Origin of the sequence: Paenibacillus sp. FSL R7-0313, from assembly GCF_037969885.1 — a bacterium.
Lineage (GTDB): Bacteria > Bacillota > Bacilli > Paenibacillales > Paenibacillaceae > Paenibacillus.
Genome location: NZ_CP150219.1, coordinates 3844877 through 3871174, shown reverse-complemented (window position 1 = coordinate 3871174; position 26298 = coordinate 3844877). Strand labels below are relative to the sequence as shown.

Annotated in this window: 18 protein-coding genes; all 18 read right to left on the bottom strand. The window is 45.7% G+C overall.

What is annotated here, in order from left to right; translation table 11 throughout:
- Positions 1-48: 48 nt before the first annotated feature.
- Positions 49-1038 carry an ABC transporter permease gene (locus NSQ38_RS17080; protein WP_339783051.1) on the bottom strand — a complete coding sequence of 330 codons (990 nt, stop codon included), beginning with the start codon at positions 1036-1038 and terminating at the stop codon, positions 49-51.
- Complete coding sequence (locus NSQ38_RS17075) at positions 1031-1996, bottom strand: ABC transporter ATP-binding protein (protein ID WP_339783049.1); 966 nt, start codon at positions 1994-1996, stop codon at positions 1031-1033. The genes NSQ38_RS17080 and NSQ38_RS17075 overlap by 8 nt, the downstream gene beginning before the upstream one ends.
- Entirely contained in the window at positions 1997-2869 is an 873-nt protein-coding gene (locus tag NSQ38_RS17070; protein ID WP_338587516.1) for a GDSL-type esterase/lipase family protein, read from the bottom strand.
- Positions 2870-3161: 292 nt separating this feature from the next.
- Complete coding sequence (locus NSQ38_RS17065) at positions 3162-3968, bottom strand: CAP domain-containing protein (RefSeq protein WP_338587517.1); 807 nt, start codon at positions 3966-3968, stop codon at positions 3162-3164.
- Positions 3969-4228: 260 nt separating this feature from the next.
- On the bottom strand, positions 4229-4687 hold the full coding sequence (locus NSQ38_RS17060; protein ID WP_017687788.1) for a GNAT family N-acetyltransferase: 459 nt from the start codon (positions 4685-4687) through the stop codon (positions 4229-4231).
- On the bottom strand, positions 4677-5864 hold the full coding sequence (gene purT / locus NSQ38_RS17055) for a formate-dependent phosphoribosylglycinamide formyltransferase (protein ID WP_339783047.1): 1188 nt from the start codon (positions 5862-5864) through the stop codon (positions 4677-4679). The genes NSQ38_RS17060 and purT overlap by 11 nt, the downstream gene beginning before the upstream one ends.
- 252 nt (positions 5865-6116) lie before the next feature.
- Positions 6117-7139 (bottom strand): NAD(P)/FAD-dependent oxidoreductase, encoded by a 1023-nt coding sequence (locus NSQ38_RS17050; RefSeq protein ID WP_339783046.1) that lies wholly within the window; start codon positions 7137-7139, stop codon positions 6117-6119.
- 62 nt (positions 7140-7201) lie between these two features.
- Positions 7202-8191 (bottom strand): ABC transporter substrate-binding protein, encoded by a 990-nt coding sequence (locus NSQ38_RS17045; protein ID WP_339783045.1) that lies wholly within the window; start codon positions 8189-8191, stop codon positions 7202-7204.
- A gap of 131 nt (positions 8192-8322) precedes the next feature.
- A complete protein-coding gene (locus NSQ38_RS17040; RefSeq protein WP_339790576.1) occupies positions 8323-9909 on the bottom strand; it encodes an AraC family transcriptional regulator in 1587 nt (528 codons plus the stop codon).
- Between the two features lie 260 nt (positions 9910-10169).
- Positions 10170-12020: an ABC transporter ATP-binding protein gene (locus NSQ38_RS17035; RefSeq protein ID WP_091017941.1), complete on the bottom strand. Its 1851-nt coding sequence runs from the start codon at positions 12018-12020 to the stop codon at positions 10170-10172.
- Positions 12017-13789 (bottom strand): ABC transporter ATP-binding protein, encoded by a 1773-nt coding sequence (locus NSQ38_RS17030; RefSeq protein WP_253438429.1) that lies wholly within the window; start codon positions 13787-13789, stop codon positions 12017-12019. Before NSQ38_RS17030 ends, NSQ38_RS17035 begins: the two co-directional genes overlap by 4 nt.
- 324 nt (positions 13790-14113) lie before the next feature.
- Positions 14114-17800, bottom strand: a complete 3687-nt coding sequence (locus NSQ38_RS17025) for a dynamin family protein (protein WP_339783044.1) — start codon at positions 17798-17800, stop codon at positions 14114-14116.
- Between the two features lie 308 nt (positions 17801-18108).
- Positions 18109-18381, bottom strand: coding sequence for a hypothetical protein (locus NSQ38_RS17020; RefSeq protein ID WP_017687779.1), 273 nt, complete (start codon positions 18379-18381; stop codon positions 18109-18111).
- A gap of 23 nt (positions 18382-18404) precedes the next feature.
- Entirely contained in the window at positions 18405-19100 is a 696-nt protein-coding gene (nth, locus tag NSQ38_RS17015) for an endonuclease III (protein ID WP_036607558.1), read from the bottom strand.
- A 163-nt stretch (positions 19101-19263) separates the two neighbouring features.
- Positions 19264-22002, bottom strand: a complete 2739-nt coding sequence (locus NSQ38_RS17010; RefSeq protein ID WP_339783042.1) for an S-layer homology domain-containing protein — start codon at positions 22000-22002, stop codon at positions 19264-19266.
- A 72-nt stretch (positions 22003-22074) separates the two neighbouring features.
- Positions 22075-22752 carry a GerMN domain-containing protein gene (locus NSQ38_RS17005; protein WP_339783040.1) on the bottom strand — a complete coding sequence of 226 codons (678 nt, stop codon included), beginning with the start codon at positions 22750-22752 and terminating at the stop codon, positions 22075-22077.
- Positions 22753-22787: 35 nt separating this feature from the next.
- Complete coding sequence (locus tag NSQ38_RS17000; protein WP_339783038.1) at positions 22788-24197, bottom strand: N-acetylmuramoyl-L-alanine amidase family protein; 1410 nt, start codon at positions 24195-24197, stop codon at positions 22788-22790.
- Positions 24198-24455: 258 nt separating this feature from the next.
- Positions 24456-25862, bottom strand: coding sequence for an N-acetylmuramoyl-L-alanine amidase family protein (locus NSQ38_RS16995; RefSeq protein WP_339783036.1), 1407 nt, complete (start codon positions 25860-25862; stop codon positions 24456-24458).
- Between the last annotated feature and the right edge of the window lie 436 nt (positions 25863-26298).

The window sequence follows — 26298 nt, the reverse complement described above, 5'->3', positions numbered from 1 at the left end:
AAAAAAATGCCTAAAATGCAAACAGATGTTTTCTTATCCTTGTCCATTTTAATTCAAGATATCCCGTTTCGTAAAGACAAGGAATGACACAATGAGTGAAGCAATGCCCCAAACACTAAGCACAATAAGGGAAAAACCTAAATTCATACCCTCGATTGGAGGTAACCCGCCAGACAAATAATTCGGAAGTTCGAGGTTAACCATGAACAAATACTTCGCGGTCTGCCAGGACGCTGCCATACTGGTCAAGATTGTTCCTGCAATCAAAGCGGCCATCATGATAACGATACTTGCAGCAGTACTGCGCACAAGCACGGATACCATAAATGCAAGCATAGCCACAATTACACTCACAAACCAGATCAGTCCTGCCTGCATTAGCATATACAGCCACTGGTCTACAGCATGCACTGCCGACATATCGACATCTGTTCCCACAACTTTGAATCCTGTGAAGATTGGCAGGTTGAAGCCTTTATAACCAAAGACCGCACCCGATATGACATAACATATAATGTAGGCTGATACCACTATGATCGAAACAAACATAATCAGCGTAATTAATTTACTCAGAAGCACTTTCCAGCGTCTGACAGGACGCGTTAAAAGCATTTTAATCGTACCTGTCGTACGTTCACCAGAAACAAGATCTGAAGCAATAGCCATGATTAACAGTGGAATAAACAATCCAACTGCGTTGTTCATGAACTCCCGCGTAAAGGTAACACCACCCGGTTCTTTGGGATTGATGTCATTTTCAAGATAATACTGCATCTGCTGGATATATACTGTTCTATATTTTTTGTACTCTTCAGGTACCCGATCACTGCCGAGCGAGTTCTGATTGTCTGTGATGGCCTGTTGAAGTTCAAGACGCCAATCGCCGCCAAACTTGTCACGATTATTCTCCGCAGATTTCATCTGGGCATACGTAAACATCGGTACGAGGACCGCAAGTACAATAAATATAATATAAAGCCGTTTTTTCTTCACCATCTTAATCGTTTCATTGCGGATCAGAGGCATGATATTACTCAATGGATTCACCTTCTGTCATTTTTAAGAATAGTTGTTCGAGCGTAGGCTGAATCCGCTGTACCCCTTCAACCTGAATACCTGCTTGAACCATCTGCTGCACCAGATCAGGAATTCGATCTTCATGCATCTCGGCAACCACGGCGTTGGGACCAAGGCCCGCAACAATGGTATCATCCATCACATCCGCAGGTCGACCTACCAGAGCAATGCCTGCATCCTGCAACATTTTTTTGCCTTGCTCCAGTGGTGAAACATGCCATATAGCCAACTTCGAATGATCTTCAATCAGTTCGCTTACACCTCCAACAGCAAGCACACGTCCAGCACTGATAATGGCTACTCTGTCACAGAGAAGCTGGATCTCACTTAACAAGTGACTGCTGACAAATACAGCCATACCTTCGCTGGCAAGTTGCTTAATAAAGACACGAAGTTCCTTAATGCCTTTTGGATCAAGACCATTTGTCGGTTCATCCAGAATAAGCAGACGCGGTCGCCCAAGCAGCGCTTGTGCAATACCGAGCCGTTGACGCATACCCAATGAGTACGTTCTGACTTTATCGTGAATCCGCTGATCCAGACGCACAATATCTACAACTTCCTGAATTCGTTCATTGTCCACACCTGGTTGCATGCGGGCAAAATGCTCCAGGTTCTCCCATCCTGTCAGATATGTATATACCTCCGGATTTTCAACAATGGAGCCTACATACTTCAAAGCACGCTCAGGGTCCCGATTCACATCATAACCACAGACTTTAATTTTCCCTTCTGTTGGTTTGATCAGATCCACCAGCATCCGTATCGTTGTTGTTTTGCCGGCACCGTTGGGACCGAGAAATCCAAAGATTTCACCAGGTTTTACGTCAAATGTAACGTCCTTAATGATCCACTTGCGTCCGATCCGCTTCTTCAGATGCTGTACAGACAAAACGGAATCATACTGCTGCTCTGCCATTTAATTTCCGCTCCCTTCTGCCGGTGTATCTGCCTGGAATTCCTGTGCAATCCGAACTGCAATTTGCTCATAACCTTGTCCGTTGGGATGGAAATGATCTGAAGAGAGATACTCCCCCAGATGATTTTCAAATAAATCGAATGTAGGGACCAGTGTCATCTTGTCCTCATTGTTCAAAATAGCCAGTGCAGCATCGTTCCATGCTGCAACCACTGCATTACCCGGCTTCTCCAGTTCCTTCACATCGCCAAATGGATTGTACAACCCTATGTACGCAATCTGTGCATCAGGATTAATTTCTTTGACTTTCTTCAATATCTCTTGAAGGCGCTTCGACGTTTCTGGTAAAGCCGCTGCCAGCTGCTCTGCTGTTGGCGGATCTTCCCCCTGTAGAACTTGTCCTCCCTGAAACAAATCATTTGCGCCAATCGAGAGCAAAATAAAATTGGACTGCTGCAGGACGTAACGCACACCTTGCTCATCAAGTTTTGTCATTAAAGCATCTGTTCTCAAACCGTTTACACCCAGATTATTAAGAACCTGAACGTCATATCCTTTATCTTTAAGCAGGTTTCCTGCACGTCTCACAAAACCGAGTCCTTCATCATCCCCCGTGCCTCTTGCCAAGGAATCGCCGATGACGGCCATCCGAATCTTGCCATCTTCCACGACAGCCGGTTCCCCCTCGATATCCTTAGATGGAGCAGTTGCCTCCTGGCCTGTAGTTAATGCGGAATCTCCCTCGGGGAAAATCACGTCTTTTATGGCGTATCCAAATCCAAATAACAACAACAAAGTTGCCAAGATGGAAACTGTACTGACAGTTCTCCAGATCCATGGTGCTGAATCAAGGCTTTTTTTCTTTTTCATCATCACATCTCCGCTCATGTACACCAGTCCGGGTGCTTTATAATTTATAATGACTTTACATTAAGGCGTGTCTGAAAATCCGCTTCCTTCGGAGTTTTCAGACACGCCTTAATGATGCTATTCCTAAATAACATAAATGTTCTGTCGTTAATTTGCAAATTTTGGCGCTATATTCGCAAAATTCATTTTCCTTATGTCATTTTACGGAAAAAAGGTTATACCATACACAGATTTGAACTGTGTGCTGGCATAACCTTGTGGAAAAGAAATTCATATTTTCTTCATTATAAACCGATTACTTACCGATAAACTCTTGTGCCCAGTATCCGTTGTAGAAACCTACACCGATATGCGTAAAGTTTTTGCTCAAGATATTAGCGCGGTGACCTTCACTATTCATCCAAGCTGTAACAACTTCCTGTGGTGTTTTTTGTCCTTTGGCAATGTTCTCACCTGCATAGCTGTAAGTTACTCCGAATTGTTTCATCATATCAAACGGAGAACCATACGTAGGTGACTGGTGATCAAAATAGTTATTGTTACTCATATCTTTTACTTTAGCAACAGCTACTTTGTCCAGAAGTGCATCTGAAGACAGAGCGTTCAGACCTGCTTTAGCACGCTCAGCGTTCACAAGTTTTACAACTTGAGTAGCAAAGTCGGATTGTGTGCTTTCGCTACCATTATTACTTGTATTGCTACCTGTGTTACCCGTGTTTGAAGGATCTTTAGCCGGTGTAGTTGCCGGTTTTTCTTCTTGAGCTGGTTGTGCTGGCTTAGTCGTTTGATCAGGCTTAGTTGTAGGCTCAGCAGGTTTTGTTGTTGGTTGAGTTGGTTTTGTTGTCGGCTCAGCAGGTTTCGTCGTTTGATCAGGCTGCGTAGCAGGCTTCTCTACAATTTGCCCCTCGGATACGGTGTATCCATTTTGTTTAAGCCATTTCTCAATATAAGCTTTCAAGCTGTCTGTACTTGTAATTTTGTACGTTGTGACAGTCTTATATGTTGAATCTGCAGCAGACGCGGAAGCAGGAAGCATTACCCCTACGGCCAGTACGGCTGTCAGACTACCCGTTACGACAGTTTTCATCCATTTCTTTTTCAAATTCATTCATCTCCTTAAGATTAGTTATTACAACTTTGTAATTAATACTCTAGCAGTATATCAATTCAACAGGAGATTGTGAACCTATAAAATATGGAAAAGTAACTTTTTTGTCATTTTTTAGCCATAAAAAAAAAGACATTCGAACTAAAAATGCTAGTCGAATGTCGCTTCACCATCTATTTATCATTCACCACACCAGAATGTGCAGATCAGGATATCATGAGAATTTCCATGCAATAGAAGAAACTTTATTTATACTATAGAAGAACTTTACTGAACCGATAGCCTCTCTTCTGAAAACCAATGTGCTCATAAAAAGAGTACGTTGTTGAAGTCACTTCACGGTTTGCACCCGTGACAAACAGTTGTTTACCACCTTGCTGTCTGCCCCAATCTTCGGCACGAGCCATCAGACGACGGCCAATCCCACCACCACGATGTTCTTGACCTACAATCAGGGAAGTAATCTGTGCGGCAGGTTCTGGATAGGCATGACTTTGCACACATTGCAAGCCAATCACACCAATAATTTGTTCATCCACTTCGGCAACAAGCATGCATGCGTTTGGATTGGTTTCCAAACATTCAATACGTTCTTTCATGACATTGGTTGTTGTCGGATAGCTGACCTCTCGCATCAGTCCCGTTACCGCTTCAGCATCTCGTAGCTCACACTCTCGGATCATCAGTACAGGGGCCTCAACATTATTGGACATGATTTACCTCCACTTTCAGCATATTAGCGGCTTGCACCGCTGTTTTACGAGCTTCTTCCACATCTTGGCCAGCACTTAAGGCTACAGCCATTCGGCGTCCTACTTTGGTCTCAGGTTTGCCAAATACACGAATCTGAGTACGAGGAAGAGCCAGTGCTTCTTCTATCCCGCCTACAGTAAAGTCAGATGTTTCATCATTAGCCTTCAGCGTTGCTGAAGCTCCCGGTGTCAACAGATGTACACCTGTGACCGGAAAACCAAGAATTGCACGTACATGCAGCGCAAACTCGGAACTGTCTTGCGTCACCATTGTAACCATTCCTGTGTCATGTGGACGAGGAGATACCTCGCTGAACACAACACCATCTAGAGTCAGGAATAATTCCACTCCAAACAGTCCATAACCGCCAAGTTCATCCGTGACGGATTTGGCAATATGACAAGCCTGCTCCCATTGTTCAGGAGTCATTGCATGAGGTTGCCAGGATTCGACATAATCCCCATCCTTCTGAATGTGGCCGATCGGAGGACAGAATACGGTGCCTGATACAGACCTAACGGTAAGTAATGTAATCTCACTGTCAAATTGCACAAAGCTCTCCACGATAACACGAACGGATTTGCCACGAGCCCCCGAAAGAGCAATGTTCCAGCAATCCTCCACGTCGCCCGGTGTTCGGCATACACTCTGCCCTTTGCCGGAAGAACTCATTAATGGTTTAATGACACAAGGTGTGCCAAGCTCACGTACGGCTTCCTGAAGTTGTTCCAGGTTGTCCGCAAAAAGGTAGTCAGCTGTCGGAAGTTTCAGTTGTTCGGCTGCAAGCCGACGGATGCCTTCGCGATCCATCGTTAGACGTGCAGCTCGGGCAGTAGGTACTACACAAAATCCCTCTTCCTCAAGCTCCAGTAAAGCTTCTGTTGCAATAGCTTCAATCTCAGGTACGATGTAATGAGGTTTTTCTTTACGGATCAATTGTTTCAAAGCTTCGGCATCCAGCATGTCGATGCAGTAAGACCGGTGCGCGACCTGCATTGCAGGTGCGTTCTCGTAACGATCAACAGCGATCGTCTCTACTCCCAGTCGTTGGGCCTCAATAACGACCTCTTTTCCCAATTCTCCACTGCCTAGTAGCAGCATTTTTTTGGCTTGAGCCGTAAAAGGAGCACCCCACATGTTCTTTCCAATCCTCCCAAAGAGAAATCTTCTATATCTGTCTCTCTATTTTCGGGGTTTTGGTTAAAGATTGCAAGAGTACTCCCTATTTTTCTTGTGAATTTTACAAGATTTTTTGTGTTTTTTCGATCAAATTTTACAATTACCGCTCACAGATTCGATACTCCTTCCATTCCTCCCAAAATTAAGGAAATGTTAAAAGAGCAGACTTCAATATTCCAACGAATCGAAATACGCAAACAAATCCCAAGTTTAAACACTTGGGATTTGTCGATTTTTTTCTCTGAAGATTTCATTATGGGAAGAAACATAAGCCATCTGGGGTGCGTCTGGCGTCATATATTGTTTCGCACTATTAACTGCCACGATCGCATCATTGAAGGCACCTGCAATGAGTCTAACTTTGCTCTCGTGGGTCGCACAGTCCCCTGCTGCAAAAACACCCGGCAGACTCGTCTGTGCATGGTGACTCATTAGAACCATTCCATCGTCCATTTCTAAGCCACAACTGGCAAGATCACTTAAATTGCTTTTATATCCATGACTAATGACGACTTCATCCACTTCTAACACCACATTGTCCTGACTTTTCATATGTGTAATCTCAACCTGCTGGATTCGCTTGCCATTATTATGAAGTTGCGTGATGCTGTATGGTGTTCTCACATCCGTTATATTGTTCATCTCACTTACATTTCGTTCCATCGCGCGGAACTCATTATTCCGGTGGATTACAACTACACTGCGAGCAAGTTGAGCAAGTTCAATTGCCCAGTCTACAGCACTGTTGCCTCCACCCGAAATGAGTACACGCTTCCCAGCGAAATGTTCTGGATTTTGCACGGTGTAATGAAGGTTCTCTTGCTCATATTCAATCGGCTCCTGAAGCTCCAGCTTCTGAATCTCTGCGATACCGCGGCCTACTGCAACAAGGATCGTGCGCGTATAATGTATCTTCCCTCCAGTGGTATACATACTCCATATTCCGTTATCCAGTCGAGTGAACCTTTCCACTTTGCAATTCAATACAACCGTTGGATTAAACGTATTGGCCTGCTGAACAAGCCACTCGATCAACTTCGAACATTTCATAGGCGGTAAACCGCCTACATCCCAAATTGTTTTTTCCGAATAGGTATGCAGAAATCCACCAAGCTGGTCTTTACCTTCGATGATTTTAACTTTCATATCACGCATCCCTGCATAAAAAGCTGCATACATGCCAGCAGGGCCGCCTCCAATGATGGTTACATCATAGATATCTTCTTCATTCATTTTAAACACACCTTGTTTATTTAGTTATGAATTCGAGATACAAGTAACATTCCCAGTTTGCTTTATTTGTTTTTTGCTTCAAAAGCAGCAACAATATCATCAATGACATATTCATCGGCAAGTGGAGACATTCCCAGATTGAACCATTCCTTGCCACCCACCATGTAGACGTGGTCCTGCTTGACTGCTTTCAGATTTTTCCATAACGATGAAGATAACATATCTTCAAATTTCTTTTTAATTTCCGGATTAGTCTCATCATCCAGCTGAACGATCAGATGATCTGCGTCGTATTCAGGCAATACTTCCAAGGATACGGACATGGCAGTTTGATCTTTCGGGAAATTAGGAAGTGGATTCATTCCCAATCGTTTGTGGACAAAGTTTCCTCGGTCAAGGTTCTCCCCATGAAGTACGATTTCTTTTTCCATCACTCTAATGTAGAGAACAGTCTCCTCACCAATCAGCTTATTCAATTTGGCAGCAGCTACCTTCTCCTTATCCACCAAATCCTGAATCACCTTTTCTGCCTGTTCTTCTTTGTCCAAAATTTTGGCCATATCCCGCAGTTCATCGCGCCAATCATCACGCTGTGGCAAAAGTACGGTAGGTGCTATCAGAGCAAGCTGATCATAGTCCTTTTTGGACCACCAGTCAGGAGCGATAATTAAATCCGGAGCTGCCTCCATCAGGGCTTCAAAGTTAGGCGTTCTTCCTATTCCCATTTTCATCGTGTTTGCAAATGGCTCTTGCAAGTAAGAAGGAAAATCCTCATGGTAGTTCTGTACAGCAATGGGTACGATGCCAAGTGAATATAAAAATTCTGGATATACAACGGACAATCCAACTATTTTTTGTGGGTTCACCGGAATTTCAACTTCTCCCATTTCCGTGTTCACTTTTTTCACCTGACTGGCCTCTGTTGTTGAAGAATTGGCGGTACCCGCTTCTTGTCCCTCGCTCGAGGATGCTTCTTTGCCTGCTGCCCCACAAGCAGAAATAACGAGCATCAACATCATTGTGCATATTACGGTTAACCATCTAAATCTCATTCTCTATGTACCCCCTATAGGTCATTAATATATGACAATGTCTAATCAATAATAATTATCATTATCATTTGATATAGGAGTAAGTATATTAAAATATGTTCAGGTATGATATTGACTATTCAGACTTTTTGCTATGGACGATCTTGCCATAACTTTAATATTTCATCCAACATAAGCTCATGGGTAAACGCGGTGTAGTCCAGCAGAACGCTAGACAAGAGGATATCCATTCTGCCCTTCTGTACCGCTAACAACTCAAGCCATTCTTCAGACTTCCGCACAGCAGACCATGTCTGCCTCGATGTCTCATCCTCACCCACAATCAGTAATATTCTTTCCACGTTGAGAACAGATAACTCCTTAATGGTCACTGTGCCCCGTTCCCAATAAGTCTCAGCTCCTTCGGGACCCTCCATTTGCATATCAACGTAAAAAACGGAAGCAATGCTCCTTGGGCCTAACATCTGCAACGCTTCACCATGAACTTTGAGTACAACGAGCCTGTCTTTTCGTATGAAATCTGTAAGCTGATTCTTAATGATCTCTGCCTTCTCTTCATATCTTTGAAGCCATACCTCTGCAATATCCGACCTGTCCAAAAAACTTGCAACATATCTCAATTGCTCTCTCCAATCACCTTTTCCCCACGGGTGGTCACACACAGGAGCAATGGAATGAAGCTGACTTTGCGAAGCCTCAGACTCCGTCCCCATCGTAATAATATAATCAGGCTTGACTAATTGAAGCTGTTCCAGCCAGGTGGTCTCACTCTCTGCGAGTGGCATAACTTTGTCCGTTTCATATTTACGTCTGTAATAGTATGTCCACGGATGACTTGCCGGCGCGGCACATGGAATGATCTGCAATGCAAGCAGTATACCAATGCTCAAAGAATGAACTGCAGCAATTTTTTGTTTGCTATTACGTATAAACGCTGCTGGTGGAATGCCAGAGATTTGTTTGAATTTACGCCGGAAATACGTCTCATCCTGATAACCCACGTACGATGCCACATCCTTGAGTCGATAACTGTGATCATTTCTCATTAAGATCTGGGCTTGTTTAATTCGATATAGCGTTAAATAGTCAACAGGACTGTAACCATACCTTTTCTTGAATAAACGCATGAAATGTCGAGGGCTCATTCGTGCCACATTTGCTAATTCCTCAATGGTTAATCTCTTCGAATAATTCTGCTCCATGTAGCCTTTAACATGTTCAATTGGTGAAGCCAGATCCGTCTTTTCGGCATAGGCCACGTCGTAAAACATGGTATACAACAGTTCCTGAAAACGAATCTGACCATAGTACCTTTGCAAGCCATCCTTCTTCATTGTGTGGTGGTAAATCATCTGACAGATCACGCCAACAGCAACGGGCGAAGTTGAGCTGACCTCTCCATTCACTTCATTACGTAAAAGTTGCTTTATCATATCCAGGGCTGTTCCAGCATCCTGCTCCGGTGCGTACGTGACATCAAAACTCATGTGATACACACCTCGTTCATCCAATGAATGCACATTTGCCTCAACCAGCTGCCCTGGGAAACCTATGTACAGTCCGCCTGCCTTCAATTCGATGAAATTGCCATCTATCTTTAACCAACCTTGGCCACTGGCTACAAATAATAACATGTATGTTTCAATGAAGTGTTTCCTCAGAAGCCACTCCGTCGCAGGATCAGTCGTATAATTCACGTGAATGAGCCTAAAATTCATATGATCCAGGTGATCAAAATGCTTTGAGTCTATTTCGTTGTTGTCCATCTGCATTGATCTCCCTCCAGCCATGAACGATTGTATTGATTTGATTCTTCAAAAATATAACATACCACAATAAGGATTAAAAAAAACACTCCGGCTATCCACCTGTCTTCAATGAATAAGATGCACTCATTATTGAAGGATCAGGCTATAGAACGCCAGAGTGTTATAAGTTTATATGTGTTCAGACGCTTCACAGGCGTCCAAGGAGATTATCACAAAAATCTGTATTGAGCTTCTATTAATCCATTATACACACCTTGTTTTTGGATAAGCTGCTCATGGTTGCCCTCTTCTTTAATTTCACCATGATCCAGGACGATAATGTTATCTGCATTCCGGATGGTGGAGAGACGGTGAGCGACCATAAAGGAGGTTCTTCCCTGCAACAGCACCTTCAGCGCTTCCTGGATTTTAAGCTCCGTCTCGGTATCAATGCTGGCAGTAGCTTCATCCAGAATCAATATACGCGGATCGGCAAGGAGCGCACGGGCAAAGGATAACAATTGCCGTTGTCCCATGGATAATACGTTTCCTCGTTCTTCGACTTCGGTATCATATCCGCCAGGCAGCTTCATGATGAACTCATGTGCATTGACTGCTTTGGCTGCGTCCTCCACCTCTTCATTCGTTGCATCCAGTCGCCCAAATCGAATATTGTCACGAATCGTACCCGAGAAGATGAAGGTATCCTGTAATACAATACTAATCTGGCTGCGCAAACTCTCTACCGTTACATCCCGAACATCCTGTCCGTCAATGGTGAGACGTCCACCGGATATATCATAGAAACGACTGATCAGATTGATGATCGTACTTTTACCTGAACCCGTATGACCAACAAGTGCAATCGATTGTCCCGCAGCCGCCGAGAAGCTGATTCCTTTCAGCGCCTGTCTGCCCTTCTCGTATTCGAACACAACATTTTCGAATGCGATATCCCCTTTAATAGAAGGAAGTGGCTTGGCACCTGGTTTATCCGCAATACTAGGCTTTTCATCCATGAACTCGAAGATGCGCTCCGATGATGCCATCGCAACCAAGAGTTGGTTGTACATCTGTCCGAGACGGTTGATCGGGTCCCAGAAGTTGCCGACATAGTTGGCAAAAGCAACAAGTAATCCCACAGTCAACTGACCTTCCTGAATCAGATAAGCACCAAACCAGAAAAGGATTAATGTACCGAATCCGCCTGTGATCTCAATCAGTGGTCCGAAACCCTGGTTCATCGCTGATGCTCTATCCCATGACTTTTTGCTGGACAGGTTCATGTTGTCAAAATACTTCATATTCTCTTTTTCCTGTGTATAAGCCTGAGTCACTCGAATCCCCTGAATGGATTCATTCAAGTGGGAGTTAATACGAGAGTTCTTCATTCGAACATCCTGCCAGGCACGACGGATCAGCACCCGCAGTTTGGTCGAGATGATAAACATGATTGGCACCGTAATGATTACGGCAAGGCCCAGTTTCCAGTTAATCAACAGCAAGATTACAATGATCCCGAGCAGCTGCACGCAGTCGATCATGACGTTAACTGCACCGTTGGTGAATAGATCCTGAAGGGAGTTAATATCATTCGTCACACGCACCAGAACGGAACCTGCCGGTCTCTTGTCAAAAAAGTTAAAGGACAGCTTCTGGATATGCTTGAACAGATCCGAGCGAAGATCGTAGATAACGCGCTGTCCAATAATGTTCGTCAATTTGATCCGGTACGTATTGGCTGCCCATTGAATGAGATACAACACAAATATGGAGCCTGCGATCAGATAAAGCATCGTCATACTTGGCAGCCCTGTTGCCGGTGCGATGGCCCGGTCAATCGCCAGACTGATCAGAAAAGGTACGGATAATTTCGTAATGGTACCGAGAATCATCATTAGAATAACGAGTGGCAACAGTTGTTTCGCATAAGGTTTCATGTATGCAAATAAACGTCCGAATTCTTTCCAGTTAAACGGTTTTTCAATAATTTCATCATCCTGATACACAAATCGTTCATTCAGTTTCTTCTCGGAGGCCCCTTTGGCCTCGCGCCTGTCTGCTATCGTTTCGGCACTCATGAATTCACCTGCTCCCCAGCCTCCCGCTTACCGCGGGCAATATAATCTGCGTATTGAATTTTATAAACATCCTGGTATGGTCCAGGTACTTCAATAAGTTCGGTATGTTTGCCACGTTGTACCACGCGACCTTCATCCAGCACCAGAATCTCATCTGCATGTCGTAGTGAAGATATCCGATGTGCAATAATAAATGTAGTTCTACCGCGCATTACTTCCTGGAAACCGGATTGAATCTCATGTTCCGTCTCCATATCCACGGCGCTGGTTGCATCATCGAGTACAAGAATTTTTGGATTTTTCAGCAAAGCCCTTGCGATCGCAATCCGCTGTTTCTGTCCACCCGATAATCCCATGCCGCGTTCACCAACCACCGTGTCATATCCGTCCGGGAACTCCATAATGAAGTCATGAGCCTTGGCCAGCTTGGCTGCACGGATAATCTCATCCATAGTGACATTCTTAAGTCCGTAGGAAATATTATTGCGAATGCTGGATGAGAACAGGAATGTTTCCTGGAAAACAGAAGCGATCTGACTCCGCAAACTGCGAATGCCTATATCTTTAATGTTTTTGCCATCCAGCTTGATCGTACCCGAGTTGACGTTATATGCACGCATCAGAAGCTGAATGATGGTCGATTTACCTGACCCTGTTCCCCCGAGGAAACCGATTACAGAACCGGGTGCAGCATCAAAATTAATATCGGTTACCGCTGGCATTTTGTTGCCGTAGGCAAAGGTAACGGATTCAAATGTCACATGACCATTCACTTGGTCTGCTTCCACAATGACCGGATCTTGCGTTTCTTCCACATCCACTGGCGTATTGAGCAGTTCGAGCACCCGTTCACCTGAAGCTTTGGATTGCGTATAGTTGTTGATATGGAACCCCAGATTCCACATTGGACCGATTATGTACCAGATCAAACTGAAAAAGGCAACGAGTTCACCAAGTGTCAGCGTATTCTGTATAACCATTCTTCCACCGATCACCAGCAACAGCACGATGCTCACCGAAGCAAGAATCTCCATGATCGGAAAATAACGACTCCACAATGTTGCGGCATGAATCTGATTCGTCTTGTAACGCTCATTACGTGTGGAGAATTTCTCCACTTCATAAGGCTCACGTGCAAAGGATTTTACCGTACGCACGCCAGTAATATTCTCCTGTACCGCTGTCGTCAGTGAACTGAGCGCCAGCCGCATCTCCTGAAACGCAGGGTGAATTTTGGATTCGAATCTCAGCGCAACGAAGGCAAGTAATGGGATGCATATGAGCGTGAACAGTGTAAGCTGCCAACTCATGGTCATCATCATGATTGCGCCGAATACGACCATCAAAACCATGTTGAGAATCTGGGCGAAACCAAATCCGATAAAGTTACGGATGGCTTCTAAATCTCCCGTGAGGCGGGACATCAGATCACCTGTCTTGGCCGTATCATAATAACGGAAGGATAAAAATTGAAGCTTTTCATAACATGCGTTACGAAGTCTGTACGCCAGGAAGTTACCCAAGCGTCCTCCAAAAAAGCCATGCAAGAACTGCATTCCTGCTTTTAAAATCACTACACCTAACACAGTCAAGGCAATTATGGGAACGTCTTCAAAAGTGCGCGGAACAATAACATCATCAATCAATATCCTCAGCATGTACGGATACACCAACCCAAGTGCGGTCGCTAAGGCGAGGAACAAGATTGATACAAATAAATACGTTCGCTTTTCCCAAAAAAAGATTTGCAGTTGCCTAAGAACATCCATGTTTCTCCTCCTCTTATGTCGTTCAAAAATACTATGAACATTTATGAAGTTTATCACCGTACCCCATTCGCGGCAAAGCGAATAACAGACCATATTCTGCCTGCTTTCAGCTTATTGACGCATTAACGAAGGTAAATACCCACCTTTCAATCAAATGTTTGAATATTCTCTTTATTTCAGGTTGTTCGTACCAAAAAAAGGCTCCCTATATGCCTTTTCGGCAGGGGCCTTTTTGAGGTTAGTTTCGCAACATTTTCAATGTGTTGCTGTATCCATCATTTCTTTTTACAAAGACTTCCAGAGAATACGCGTTATACCGTGATTTTAACGGTATTCAATCTGTTCCAGTTGATTAGACAAGCTTGTCCATTGCTCCGCCGGAATTCCGCTTTCCAGTGTATCTTGAATTCCGCTCACCGCCTCGTCCAGACGTTCTTCCAACTGACGGGATTGGTGTTGCAAGGATTGACATAGCTGGTTGTCATAAAACTGAATCAGTTTGTCTTGCGCAGCAGGAAGAAGTTCAATGATCATCTGTTTGAGGACCGGATCAAGTGCCTCCTGTAAACGCTGACGCCCATCCCCTTCGAAGAACTGTTTCGGATTGCGGAAATAATTCAAATAGCTTTTCCATCCAGACGGTTCTTCCAGACGGACTTCTTCAAGCACAGGTGTGCTCCAGCGTTCGGTCAGTGGCAGTGACACATCCACGCCCCCTGATAACTGTCTCACCTCATCTATACAATCCGTAACTTGCTTCGTCAGCCAAGTCTGACCTGCCTGTTCAAGTCTGAGGGTAGTAGCGAGCAGTTCCTGCTCCAGTTCAATGGCAATCATGCGCAACAGTTCACGTCCACAGGCTGCAAAAGCCGTCTTCAGATTGCCCCGATCCTCCCGAAGTACGGATGGATGGAATGCTTCTGCCATGAATAGGCCAAGGCGGTAGGCAAGTCGCTGCCGCACATGGAAGAGTAGTTCTGCTGTTTCCTGTGACAGTTCTTCCTTCATGGATCGTGCTGCAAGTTGCTGTATGCGCTGGCGTGACTGTCCCTGGATAGTCTCCAGTTCATTCCGCCGCTGCTGCAATGCTTCCTCTCCCTGAGCCGCATCCTCCGCGCGTGTCTTCAGCCGCTGAATGACACGTGCCATCTCTTCTGAAGCTCCGCCTACGGCAAGATCGGCTAATTCTCTGCCTGCAAATTGGTTGAACTCTTCTTCAAAACGGATAAAACCGGATTGCTCAAGCAGCTTCGAATCGCCTGCCATCTTGCCTTCCATCGCCAGTATGCTGGATACCGGGAAGAGTCGTGGTGCCCGAATTCCGTTACTGCGCAGTTGGGTACTCACATGATCGAGAACCTGCTCCAGTTCTTCCTCAGAGGTAGACAGGTCACTGGCGTTCACAACAAAGAACATCTGATCCATGGCAGAACTATCCTTAACACGTCCCAACTGATTCAGGAACTGGCGATCGCCTTGTGAGAAAGCATGGTTGTAATACGTCACAAAAATGAGTGCATCCGCATTCTTCATATAATTGAAGGTTACACCCGTATGACGAGCATTAACGGAATCCGCTCCTGGTGTGTCGACCAGCACAATGCCCTGTTCTGTTACATCGCAACTGTAGTAGAGATCGATACTGTCTACAAAGCAGGACTTCTTCTCGTTTGCGACAAAATTACGGTAACCATCCAGATCCACCAGTACATCCTGACCTAGCTGGTCCGCTGTTTCTTCCCAGCCGGCTGCCGCAGCCTGCAAAAAGCTGTAATGCGGGCGCCCCGCCGGATGCACATCCTGTGGCGTGAGGGATTTCACTCGCTTCTGCCACTCGGTTCCAGGCTCACCCAGTCCAAGTAAACGGAAGGAATAGGCGAGATCTTCCTGGAAGGCTTCCCGGGTCTTCATGCGGACCCGTGCTGTTCCATGCTCCGCGCCCCCGGCAGGAGCCATGATCCGGTTAATCGCCGCTGTTGTTGGATGCGGCGAGACGGGTAGTACAGCTTCGCCCAGCAACGCGTTGGCGAAGGAGGATTTGCCAGCGCTGAACGCTCCGAACAGCGCGAGTGTGAACGTGCCGCCCGCAAGCGAAGCCGCGCGTGCACGCAGATCCCGTACCGCCGACCCCATGGCGGGGTACGGCTCCACCAGCGCAGCAGCGGCTTCGAGCCGTGCCGCTGCTGCGTCCAGGCGTCGGCGGCGTTCAGCGCCAGCCGCCGCCGTTGGCCCTGGCACCGCCGCCGCGACTGCGCGCTGCGCTGGCGGTGCCTCTGACGTCTGTGGCTGCGCAGCCACAGACGTTGACGTGCCCGCATGCGAACCGGGAGCTTCGCCCGGTTCAGGCACCGCGGGCACGTGCGGGCCCTTCACCTCCGGCAACAGCCCGGAGGGGAGGGGGCCCGCATCGGGCAGCAGGCTGCGCAGCCCTGCTGCCTCTGCGGCGGCGCTGCGCTGGAGCGCCGTGTAGCGCGCCGCCGCCGCGGATTGCGCCAGCAGCGCTGCGCGGCTGGCGTCCAGCGCCTGGAGCGCGGCTTCGCCTCGCGCTGCCAGCGCTTCCAGCATGCGGTCGGCCAGCATCATGGCCGACCTGCGATAGCGGGCCTCAATTTCGCCCCGCACATCTTTACTGAACTGAATCACATACTCTGGAGATACCTCTGCACTCGCACTACGTTTCATCTCCAATAGTGCTTCATCTACAGCAGGCAGCTCCGTATTAAGCGCTTGCTCCCACTCCGCTCCCCATAGCTGATGGGATTCACCCAGCTGTCTAAGCATCGTACGAATATGTACCTCCACTTGTCCGGAAGCCTGATCCTGTAACAGTCTTACCAGCTCAGAAACACGGCGTTGTTTCTCCTGCTCGGTTTTACCACCTGAGAATAACAAACCTACCCTGAAACCCGGTTTGCGGCTCTCCAAATAGGCAGCAGCCGACGCACGAATATCCGCAGGAGTAAGATTTGCGTTCGCCAGAAGAGGCTCCAGCTCTGCCCGGAATTTCTCACGCACTCGCGAAGGCCCGGTACGAATGTCTGCTGCTTGTTGATCGAGAAGCTCCAGCTCCCGTTCCAAACGCTCGATTCCTTCCTTGCCACCAATCTCATCCAGCAGAGAATTTTCTTCGTCTTCACGTTTCTCCGCTTCTCGTGTCAGATGTTGCTCCGTTACATGACTGGCCGAACTTGCCAAACTGTGCGTAATTAACGCTTCCTTCTCTTGCATCATATGTCCAATGAGTTCCGGAAGCACGTCCCATTGGTTGTAGCGATGCTCCTTGTCGCGAAGGGAAGTAAACAACAGTCCGTCATATCTGACTTCCCAGGCTGCAAATATAGCTTCGACACCTTCGGTATATTGGTCAAAAGAAAGCTCACGTTCCCGATGCTTGTCGATCTGGTTCACGATCAAAAACAACGGTTTGCCCCAATCCGACAGACTCTTGGCAAATGAAAGGTTTGTCTCGGACTGAACATGATTATAGTCCATGACATAGAACACCACATCCGCCAGATGGAGCGCTGAATGGGTTGCGAGACTATGTCCGCGATCTGTTGAATCCACACCTGGTGTATCCAGCAGGACAGCATCATCTTTCAGCAGCGGAATATCATCCCATACCTCAATTGAGCTGTAAGCTCCACCATTTTTGCAATACGCCTCCAATTCCTCTGGAGAAACTTCAAGTGTTCCTGCTCCATTGTCAGCGCTTACGTTTGGAGTAGTATAAATAAGCGCTCTTGGCTTACCATTACGTATGGATACCACATTTGCACTTGTTGGAACGGGACTGGAAGGCAGCACCCGCTTACCGCATAAACTGTTGATGAGACTCGATTTGCCTGCAGAGAAATGACCACAGAACGCAATCGTCAGATGTTTCATTTCCGCCTTGCTGATTAAATCCGTTATAGCCTGTACAGCCGTATGGTCCCCTGTCTGCTCCATCGCTTCACGCAGCGGAAGCAGAGGTTTGGCCATTTCTTTTGGGTAATCTGTTCTGGACATGACTGGCCTTCCCCCTGGCTCCTCTAATTTGACATCCGTTTCGACGTCTATCTCTTTTACAACATTTATTTTAACATTATCAAGTTTGAATTTGAACGGTTGGAATTGAATATACATAAATGAACGTATAAGTTCTATAATCTAAAAAAAATAAAACCGAACAAGTCGGTTTTATCTGTAATACGTTTTATACTCGGTGTTTAGCAAATGCTTACGCCAAGTGTCTGTTGCATAAATGCGATGCGATCACCTTAACCACAACGATCATCATGACATTAATACAACAGAACCAATAGTGTAATCACTTCTTATGAAACTGCGTTCTCCATGGAAGGCAGCAAGATTTCAAATACTTGTCCATGTTGCAGAATTGTAATGTCTCTGCCTTTGTCTCTCATAACAACTACTTCTGGTTTAACGGACATACGCTCCAGATAATGTTCAGGCACGTCGCCAGAGTGGCTTACTGTGATGCCTTCTACTTCTTTTTCTTCATTTTCAGCCATTTCCTGTTCAACGATTTGTTCAAAGATATCGGAGAAGGCCTCAAAATTGTCAGTGTACACGGAAATGCATTTCATGATTATTCATCCTTTTCTGCTCATTAATTTATTTTTCGTTTTCGGGTGGTGACACGTTCCTTATCTTTCCTGATTTGGGACGTTTTCATACGTTTTTTCCCTTCCCTGCATATGTCCAGCAATGGACAGATATGACACGCAGGGTTCTGTGCCTTACAATGGTAGCGTCCAAAAAATATAAACCGGTGGTGAGTTAAAGTCCACTCGTCCCGGGGTACGCGCTTCATTAGTTTCTTTTCGACTTCAAGTACGGAGTCATCCCAACCTGCAAGCGCCAGCCGCTTGGATACACGTTCCACATGAGTATCTACCGCAATTGCCGGTACTCCAAACGCATTGGAAACAACTACATTCGCGGTTTTCCGCCCGACACCTGGTAGTGTCACAAGCTGATCATGTTCCTGCGGTACATCGCCGCCATACTGCTCTATTAAAATTCGGCACATGTTCTGAATATGCTTGGCCTTGTTCCGGTACAAACCGATTCGCCGAATATCCTGTTCCAACTCTTCGAGAGGAACCGCCAGATAATCTGCTGGGCTTCTGTACTTCTGGAACAAATCTGCAGTTACCTTGTTCACCGTTTCATCGGTGCACTGGGCAGACAAAAGGACAGCTACCGTCAATTCAAATGCATTGCTGTGATTTAATTCGCAATGTGCATCAGGAAACATTGCTTCCATAGTTTCGAGTATATGCCTAACCGTCGCTGCATTCATGAAGAGCTACCTCCCACAAAATGACTCCACGCTGCGGAGCCTTACTTCGAAGCTTCATCCGAGTACTTTGCGGGGACCTCAAAAAGCTTGCAAAAAAAACGTCTTGATGCGGGAAAGATCCCGTATCAAGACGGTCATTCTTTTGATCCTCGAAAAGAAACGATTACTGTTTTTGAATCTCCAGAATAACATTGTTCAGGAGATACAATACAATATTATCATTATCTCTGAGAGATTGCACGCTTAAAGTATTGTCACCCTGGTGAACAAATACACTTGATCCGAGTGCAAAACGATAGTTCGTGTCTGCCGTCGTTTCCCGTTTAACCAAAATCTGGTTACCAACGCCATCATAAGACCAGAATTGTTTGCTCATGACAGTTAATACTCTGAAGCGTGTGGAATTATCCGTATCTTTTGTCATTTCCACACGATCTCCTACCGTAAGACTAGTCAATGAAGTTAATGTGGAGCCAGATTTTACGACTTTAACAGAACCGCTAACAGGCACGGTTTCAGTCTGGCCGTTAAACTGTTTGAGCGTTACAGATGAAGCATCCACTGCTGTAACTTCAGCCAGCGTACGCTTCACGACTTGAACCGCTTTTGGCGTAGCTCCTTCAAACGTTACATTAATCAGGTTACCTGCTGTCAGTTGTGAAGGCGTGATCGTCTGACCACTCTCTCCTGTCAGTACCGCTTGATCCACGTAGAACTGACTTGTCAACAGATCGGATTTTACTCGAATACGACTATTTGCTTCCAAGGCCACCACTTCGAATTGAGCCACAGTGTTCAGTGCAACCTTCTGCACGACATCCTGATTTGCTCCAAGCGTTACGGTAACTTTGTCACCAATCTTCAAATCTCCCAGACTTGCGCCGGATTTGTTATAAATCTCAACTGTAGGAACCGTAGAATAAGGCACTGTAATTGTCTGATTAGCAGACAACAAGCTGATTTTCTTGCCAGAAGTATCAATGTTGCTGATCGTACCTTCATACTTGTAAATCACTTTAACGGACAATGCACGTGTTCCCACATAGGTCAGATCCAATTTGCGACCATCATTTAAGAGTGACTCCAGACCAGCCAGTGTAGGTTTGGTTGTATTATAATCCAGCTTGGTTTTCTCATCCAATGTAAATACAAACGGTTTTTTGTTGTTATCTAACACGGTAAGTAACTTTGTTTTACTGTTGTAAGACACAACCGTTACCCCGTTCATAGGTTCCATTTGACGTCCAATCACCTGAATACGCGTTACCTGGTCGTCAGAGTTCAATGTCAACTCCACCTGATCCCCGTTCGTTGCATCCGTGATGAGATCATTCAGCGTTGCATCCTGAATGCCATTAATAATGACTTCCGGCTTTTCAGTCAGCAGTTTCGCCTCAAGGGAACCCCCTTCACGTTTGAAAGTTAACGTGGATTGGTTACCACCGATCTCAACCAGTGTTCCACGCACAGATTGCTCCACACCTTGAGACAACTCGATCGTTTGCACGATGCTGTCTTTCACGGTATATTTCACGGCACTGCCTGCTTTAAGCTCTGCCAGAGAGAGAATGCGGTCCTGGTAACGAATAATCAGATTGTCATTATACGTATATTGCTCTGTATTGCCCGCTGCATTAACAAGCTTAATTGTTTTGCCAGAGGTAGACACTTCAGCGATTACGCCATTGTCACTCTTGTTAACAATGCCGGATTTCACACGAATAGCGACTGTTTTTTTGTCAGCTGAGAACGTCTCACGCTGAACTTCGATGATACTATCTGCCGTAATATCGGACAGTTTGATTGCATTACCATTCTGATCGATGAATGCAGTTGCCTCATCATAACTGTACGTTTCGTAATTCTCGCCCACAAAGATACCAATTTTATTACCAGACAATGAACGCGCAAACGTACCTTCAACGCTCTCCACCTGCGGTGTAGCATCAACAACTTCCACATAGGAAGCCCCACCTGCCGAACCTACAACCATAACTTTCGTATATAGTTTCACATCTGTGGCGGAAGCACGAGTTTCACTGTCTTTCGTAAAGTAAGGCGTACTGCTGTTCACTGCGAAGTTAACGGCTTTGCCGTCCACAACCAGCGTGATCTGCCCATCTTTCAATCCAGTCACATAACCCGTGGATGTGTTTGGGTACTTTGTATCCGTTAACGATTCACCACGACTGAAGAAGGTAGCCAGTTGAGCACGGGTTACGGATCCGGTTGGATTGAATTTGTTGCCTTCCACACCTTTGGCCAGATCCAGGCTAACAGCCAGATTGACATAACCTTTACCACTTTCGGAAATACTTGCATTATCAGCAAATCCGGTAGATTGATTATTTTGTGCCTTTGCTTCAGCATCCTTGTCCAATGAACGGATTAACAATTTCGTAATCCATTCCCGTGAAGCCGGCTTTTGACCCCAGGAGGTCTTGGATACATCCACTGTTGATTCTTCCGTTTTGTCAATCAGTCCCAGTTGAAGTGCCAGCGCGACATATGGCTTGAAATAATTTCCCACTTCCATGTTTGTCGGTAATGCCGCAGCCGTGTCGGTATTCAACTGGCCTTCTTGATTCATAAAACGGATTGCCATCGTTACAGCTTCTTGCTGTGTTACCGCGTCTCCTGGACGGAACAGGCCGTTGTTACCGAGAAGAATACCTTGATATGCCAGTTTGTACACATGTTTTTCAGCCCAGTATCCGACCTTGATGTCACTGAACAAACCAGTTGGTGCAGCCGTATTTGTTATTGCAGCAGTCTGACCCCGCCCCGTTTCTGTTGATTCTGCTGCCATGGCAGCTCCGCCGGCGCTAAGGGCCATCATGCCTGCAAGCACGGCTGATACTACTTTTTTAGAGTGTGATGGATTGTTATATTTAAAAGTCACCTATGATTCCCCTCTCTCATGTAAAACGACCCATATTCCGTGGATTCACGGTACAACAGCATGCTGTACAGCCTATTCGGATCTTGTCATTGGATGTTCAAGATCCACATGGCCCATCAGACTCTCCGTCTGCTGACCATCCACCAGTAAATCAAGTGATTTTACTTCATCAAACTGGAAGAACGTTTGTTTTAGAGCATCCAGCGCATAAGATTCTCCACCTGCTCCAAGACGCGCCGTATCTGGCATATGAATATCCAGCGTAAGAGCTCCATCCTTGAACTGAACAGACTTCAATTCAATTTCTTTAGACCACAGCGGAACAAGCTTAGCGTCTTTGCTCTGTTGCAGTGATTCAAAGGCAGCTTTATATTTGGCATCATCCGATGCGTATGAAATCTCTGCCGAAGCTTTGTGCAACTCCAGTTCTTCTTCATCCGTATAGAATACAGTGATCGTTTTCTTTTCATTACTTTCGGAAGTTGGCGGCTTCTCCGTAGACGTTTCGCTTGGCGGAGTAGTTGTAGTTGTTTCCTCCGAACTGCCTTCCGTCGATTCTGTAGGTGTTGTGTTCTCTTCAGGTTCAGCAGTTACCGGTTCGGTAATTGTTTCGCCTTCAACCTCGGTCACATTGTTTTCAGTTCCTGCGCCTTGCGTCTGATTCGGAGCAGCTGTTGGCTTGCTTCCACATCCAGCAGCAACTGCCATAACCGTTACCAGCAAGGCTGCAATCCATATTTTCTTGTTCATTCTAACTCCGCCTCCTCAACATAAGGGCTTGTCCCTTATTGAATTCCCAGATACTCCTTGATTCCTGCAACAATGCCTTTGGCAACACTGTTCTGGAAACTCTCAGTGAACAGGGCTGCTTCGTCGCTCTTATTGCTAAGGAATCCACCTTCCAGCAGAACTGCTGGCATTGTCGTTTCACGGGTCACATGGAGACTTGCCGTTTTCACTCCACGATCCTTCAGTCCGGAAGACTGTAAAAGATACTTGTGCATCACTGTAGCAAGTGCTTTGCTGTTGGAGCGTGTATAGAATGTCTCTACACCGTTCGCAGCAGCAGGGCCACTGTTAGCATGAATGGAGATGAAGATATCCGCTTTTATATCTTGTGCAATCTTCACACGTTCTTTCAATGCCAAAAATGTATCATCGCTGCGTGTTAACACAACGTCAATTTTGGATTCTTTTTTCAACAAGGCTTCCACTTTCAGAGCCATTGCCAGATTGAAGTCTTTTTCACGTTTACCAGTTACACCGATTGCCCCAGGATCCTGATCTCCGTGACCTGCATCGATAACGACAACTTTTTTGCCATTATTACCAACTGGAGGTGCAGGTGTACCACTTTGATTGTCGAGGTTAATCATGACCAGTCCGGAATCATTTTGCACACTGTACCCTTTCGAACTGGACAGATCGATTACAAAACGAATTGTAGATGGACTGTTGCTGTATAACGAGTAACGAATCTTCGACACATCCGGATAGCCGCTAACGACGAGTTGTCCATTCTGGTTGCTGTCTAGAGCCTGTCCTTCACTGAATGAATCAGCAAATGCGGTATTCGGCAAGTCTATAACGATTCGATCTGGTCCTGTCATCGTGAAGACGTTCGGCTTCGTACTTCCGCTAGTTGCAATCATGAAGCGGTTGTCGCTGAAGCTGATGCCGTTCACCAGTACAAGACCTTCCTGATCCGATCCTCCGCCATTATTGCCAGAGTTCGGAGGTGTGGTTGTCCCGTTTCCGGAACCTGAATTCTGGGTAACTAATGTTACCGTCTTCGTGGTATTGTTCCAACCCACCTTAAGACCCATTTCCTCACCAATAAATCGGAGAGGTACGAGCGTAGTACCATTTTTCACGAGTGGCGGGGCATCCAGGTTTACGTTACTGCCGTTCACCGTTGCCGTCTTCTGTCCAACAATCATCTGCATGGCAGTGTTGTCTTTGCTAATAGTCACCGTTTGCGTTTGCTGCTTCCACTCCACGCTATATCCAAGATTTTCGGACACAACCCGGATCGGAACCATCACCTTGCTGTTGATAATTTCCGCTTTTGTATCCGATGGCTGTACGATTTCTTTTCCGTCTAGGATAATTTTCGTGTCTGTTGCTGCGTGACTATAGCCCGGGAATACGAGCCCAAAGACAAATAACAGTACCAAAAAACCGAACTTCTTCATCCTTCACCCCTACCATTCTCATATTTTTTTGCCGCATGTTGTCATTTTCCAACTCCGACTGACCGCTTGGGCATTACCAGACACCTATTAGACGCCCCTCGCTCTTAAAAGTTGCGAATTTATTCCAACATAACAGAAAAAAAACGTTGTCAGATCAAGCTTTTTTTACATTTTAATGTCTTATTTTTTCCTTATTTATCAAATATACATCTCTAAACAACGTACTACCCTAACCTTCACATTTGCGCACAATTCAATTTACAGTCCCAAAAATTCAACTATTCCGTCTACAATCGCCTGTGCACATTTGTCCTGGTATTCTTCCGTGAGCATAACTGCTTCATCTATAGGGCTACTTAAAAAACCAAGTTCAAGTAACACAGCAGGCATGGTTGTTTCACGCGTCACATGCAGACTAGCCGTTTTAACCCCACGATCCTTGAGTCCTGTTATCGGCAATACATATTTGTGAAGAGTATCAGCCAATGTCTTGCTTTCTTTACGACTGTAGAGCGTTTCAATGCCGTTTGGTACCTGTGTAGTGAATTTGTTTCCATGAATGGACACAAAAACATCTGCCTGATTCAATTCAGCAATATCCACACGCTGTTTGAGCGAAAGTTCTGTATCATCCTGGCGTGTAATGACTGTTTGAATATTTGGGTATTTTTGAAGGATTGCCTGTACCTTCAGTCCTACAGCCAGATTGAAATCCTTCTCATAAGCTCCTGACAAACTCACTGCACCCGATTGACGACCACCATGTCCCGGATCAATGACCACAATCGTTTTACCATCATTTGTAGGTACTGCCGGTTGGCTTGTCGGTTCTCCACTCGTGGCTGTCAGGTCAACGAGCAAGACATTGTTATCTCCAACAGACCATTTGGCTGTAACCGTCTGATTCAGATCCAGAACGACACGCACGGTAGAAGGCGATTTACTGAACATGGCATACCGGACTTTGGAAACTAATGATGAATCCGTAACGAGAATCTGTCCACTGCCATCCACATTAGATGCTTGTCCCTGAATGAATTCCTGAGAGAATGTCGCCGATGGCAGATCAACAATAATTCGGTCTGGCCCACCAATACTGGATACTTTGGGGCTAATATTACCGTTTGTTGCTACAATCAAGCGATCTCCGCTGAAGCTGATGCCTTGAAGCTCTGTCAGACCATCCGGGCCAGGTGCCTCAACGGGGTCACTGTCGCCTTCCGTTCCAACTACGGGAGGAATACTAAATAGGCTTACTGTCTTGGTTCCATTGTCCCAACCAACACGCAGACCCATGCCTTCCCCGACAAAGCGTAACGGAACAAGCGTCGTTCCCTGTTTGATCAGTGGAGGCGAATCCAGATTCACCACGTTTCCATTCACTGTAGCTGCATCTTTGCCAGCCGTCATTAGAATCGTGCTGTTTCCTTTTTGAACCTGGACTGACTGGGTTGCTTTTTCCCATTTCACCTTATAACCCAGATTCTCGGATACAATTCGAATCGGAACCATAACCGTTTTTCCGATATTTTCAGCAGGTGCACCCGTCTGCTGATTAATGGTTACACCGTCGAGTACAATCGAGGGAGTGGTGTCTGCATGGGCCATGACTGGAAATAAACATAGGAACAGAAGAAAAACAACTGCTGCCGACCATTTTTTCATACCTCATCCACCATTCTTTTTGTCTTTTGAACATCCGACCTGATTCTCTGCACAGCATAACATCAATGAGCCTATGTAACCTTCCATAATCTACTAATCAGTTTATCAGATATTGTCCCTTCATCCGGTTACAACGTTGTCATATTCAGTCGGAAATAAGATAAAAAAGCAGATCACATTTAAGAACATAATCTCTTTTACATGAATGTGTATCGATTTCGTATCAGTGATGTCATAAATTGACGATATTCCATCTATTAATGTAACTTGAAATTATACATATATCGGAATAGGAAGTATTACAAAAAAACGGATCATTAGTTCAACGTACTCTTTAAGATGGAAATGAATACTCACACAAGTGTGCTCAAAGATAGACGCGTTTGGATTATACTCCAATCAAAATTGCTTCCCTAGAACTGAATAATGGCGAAGA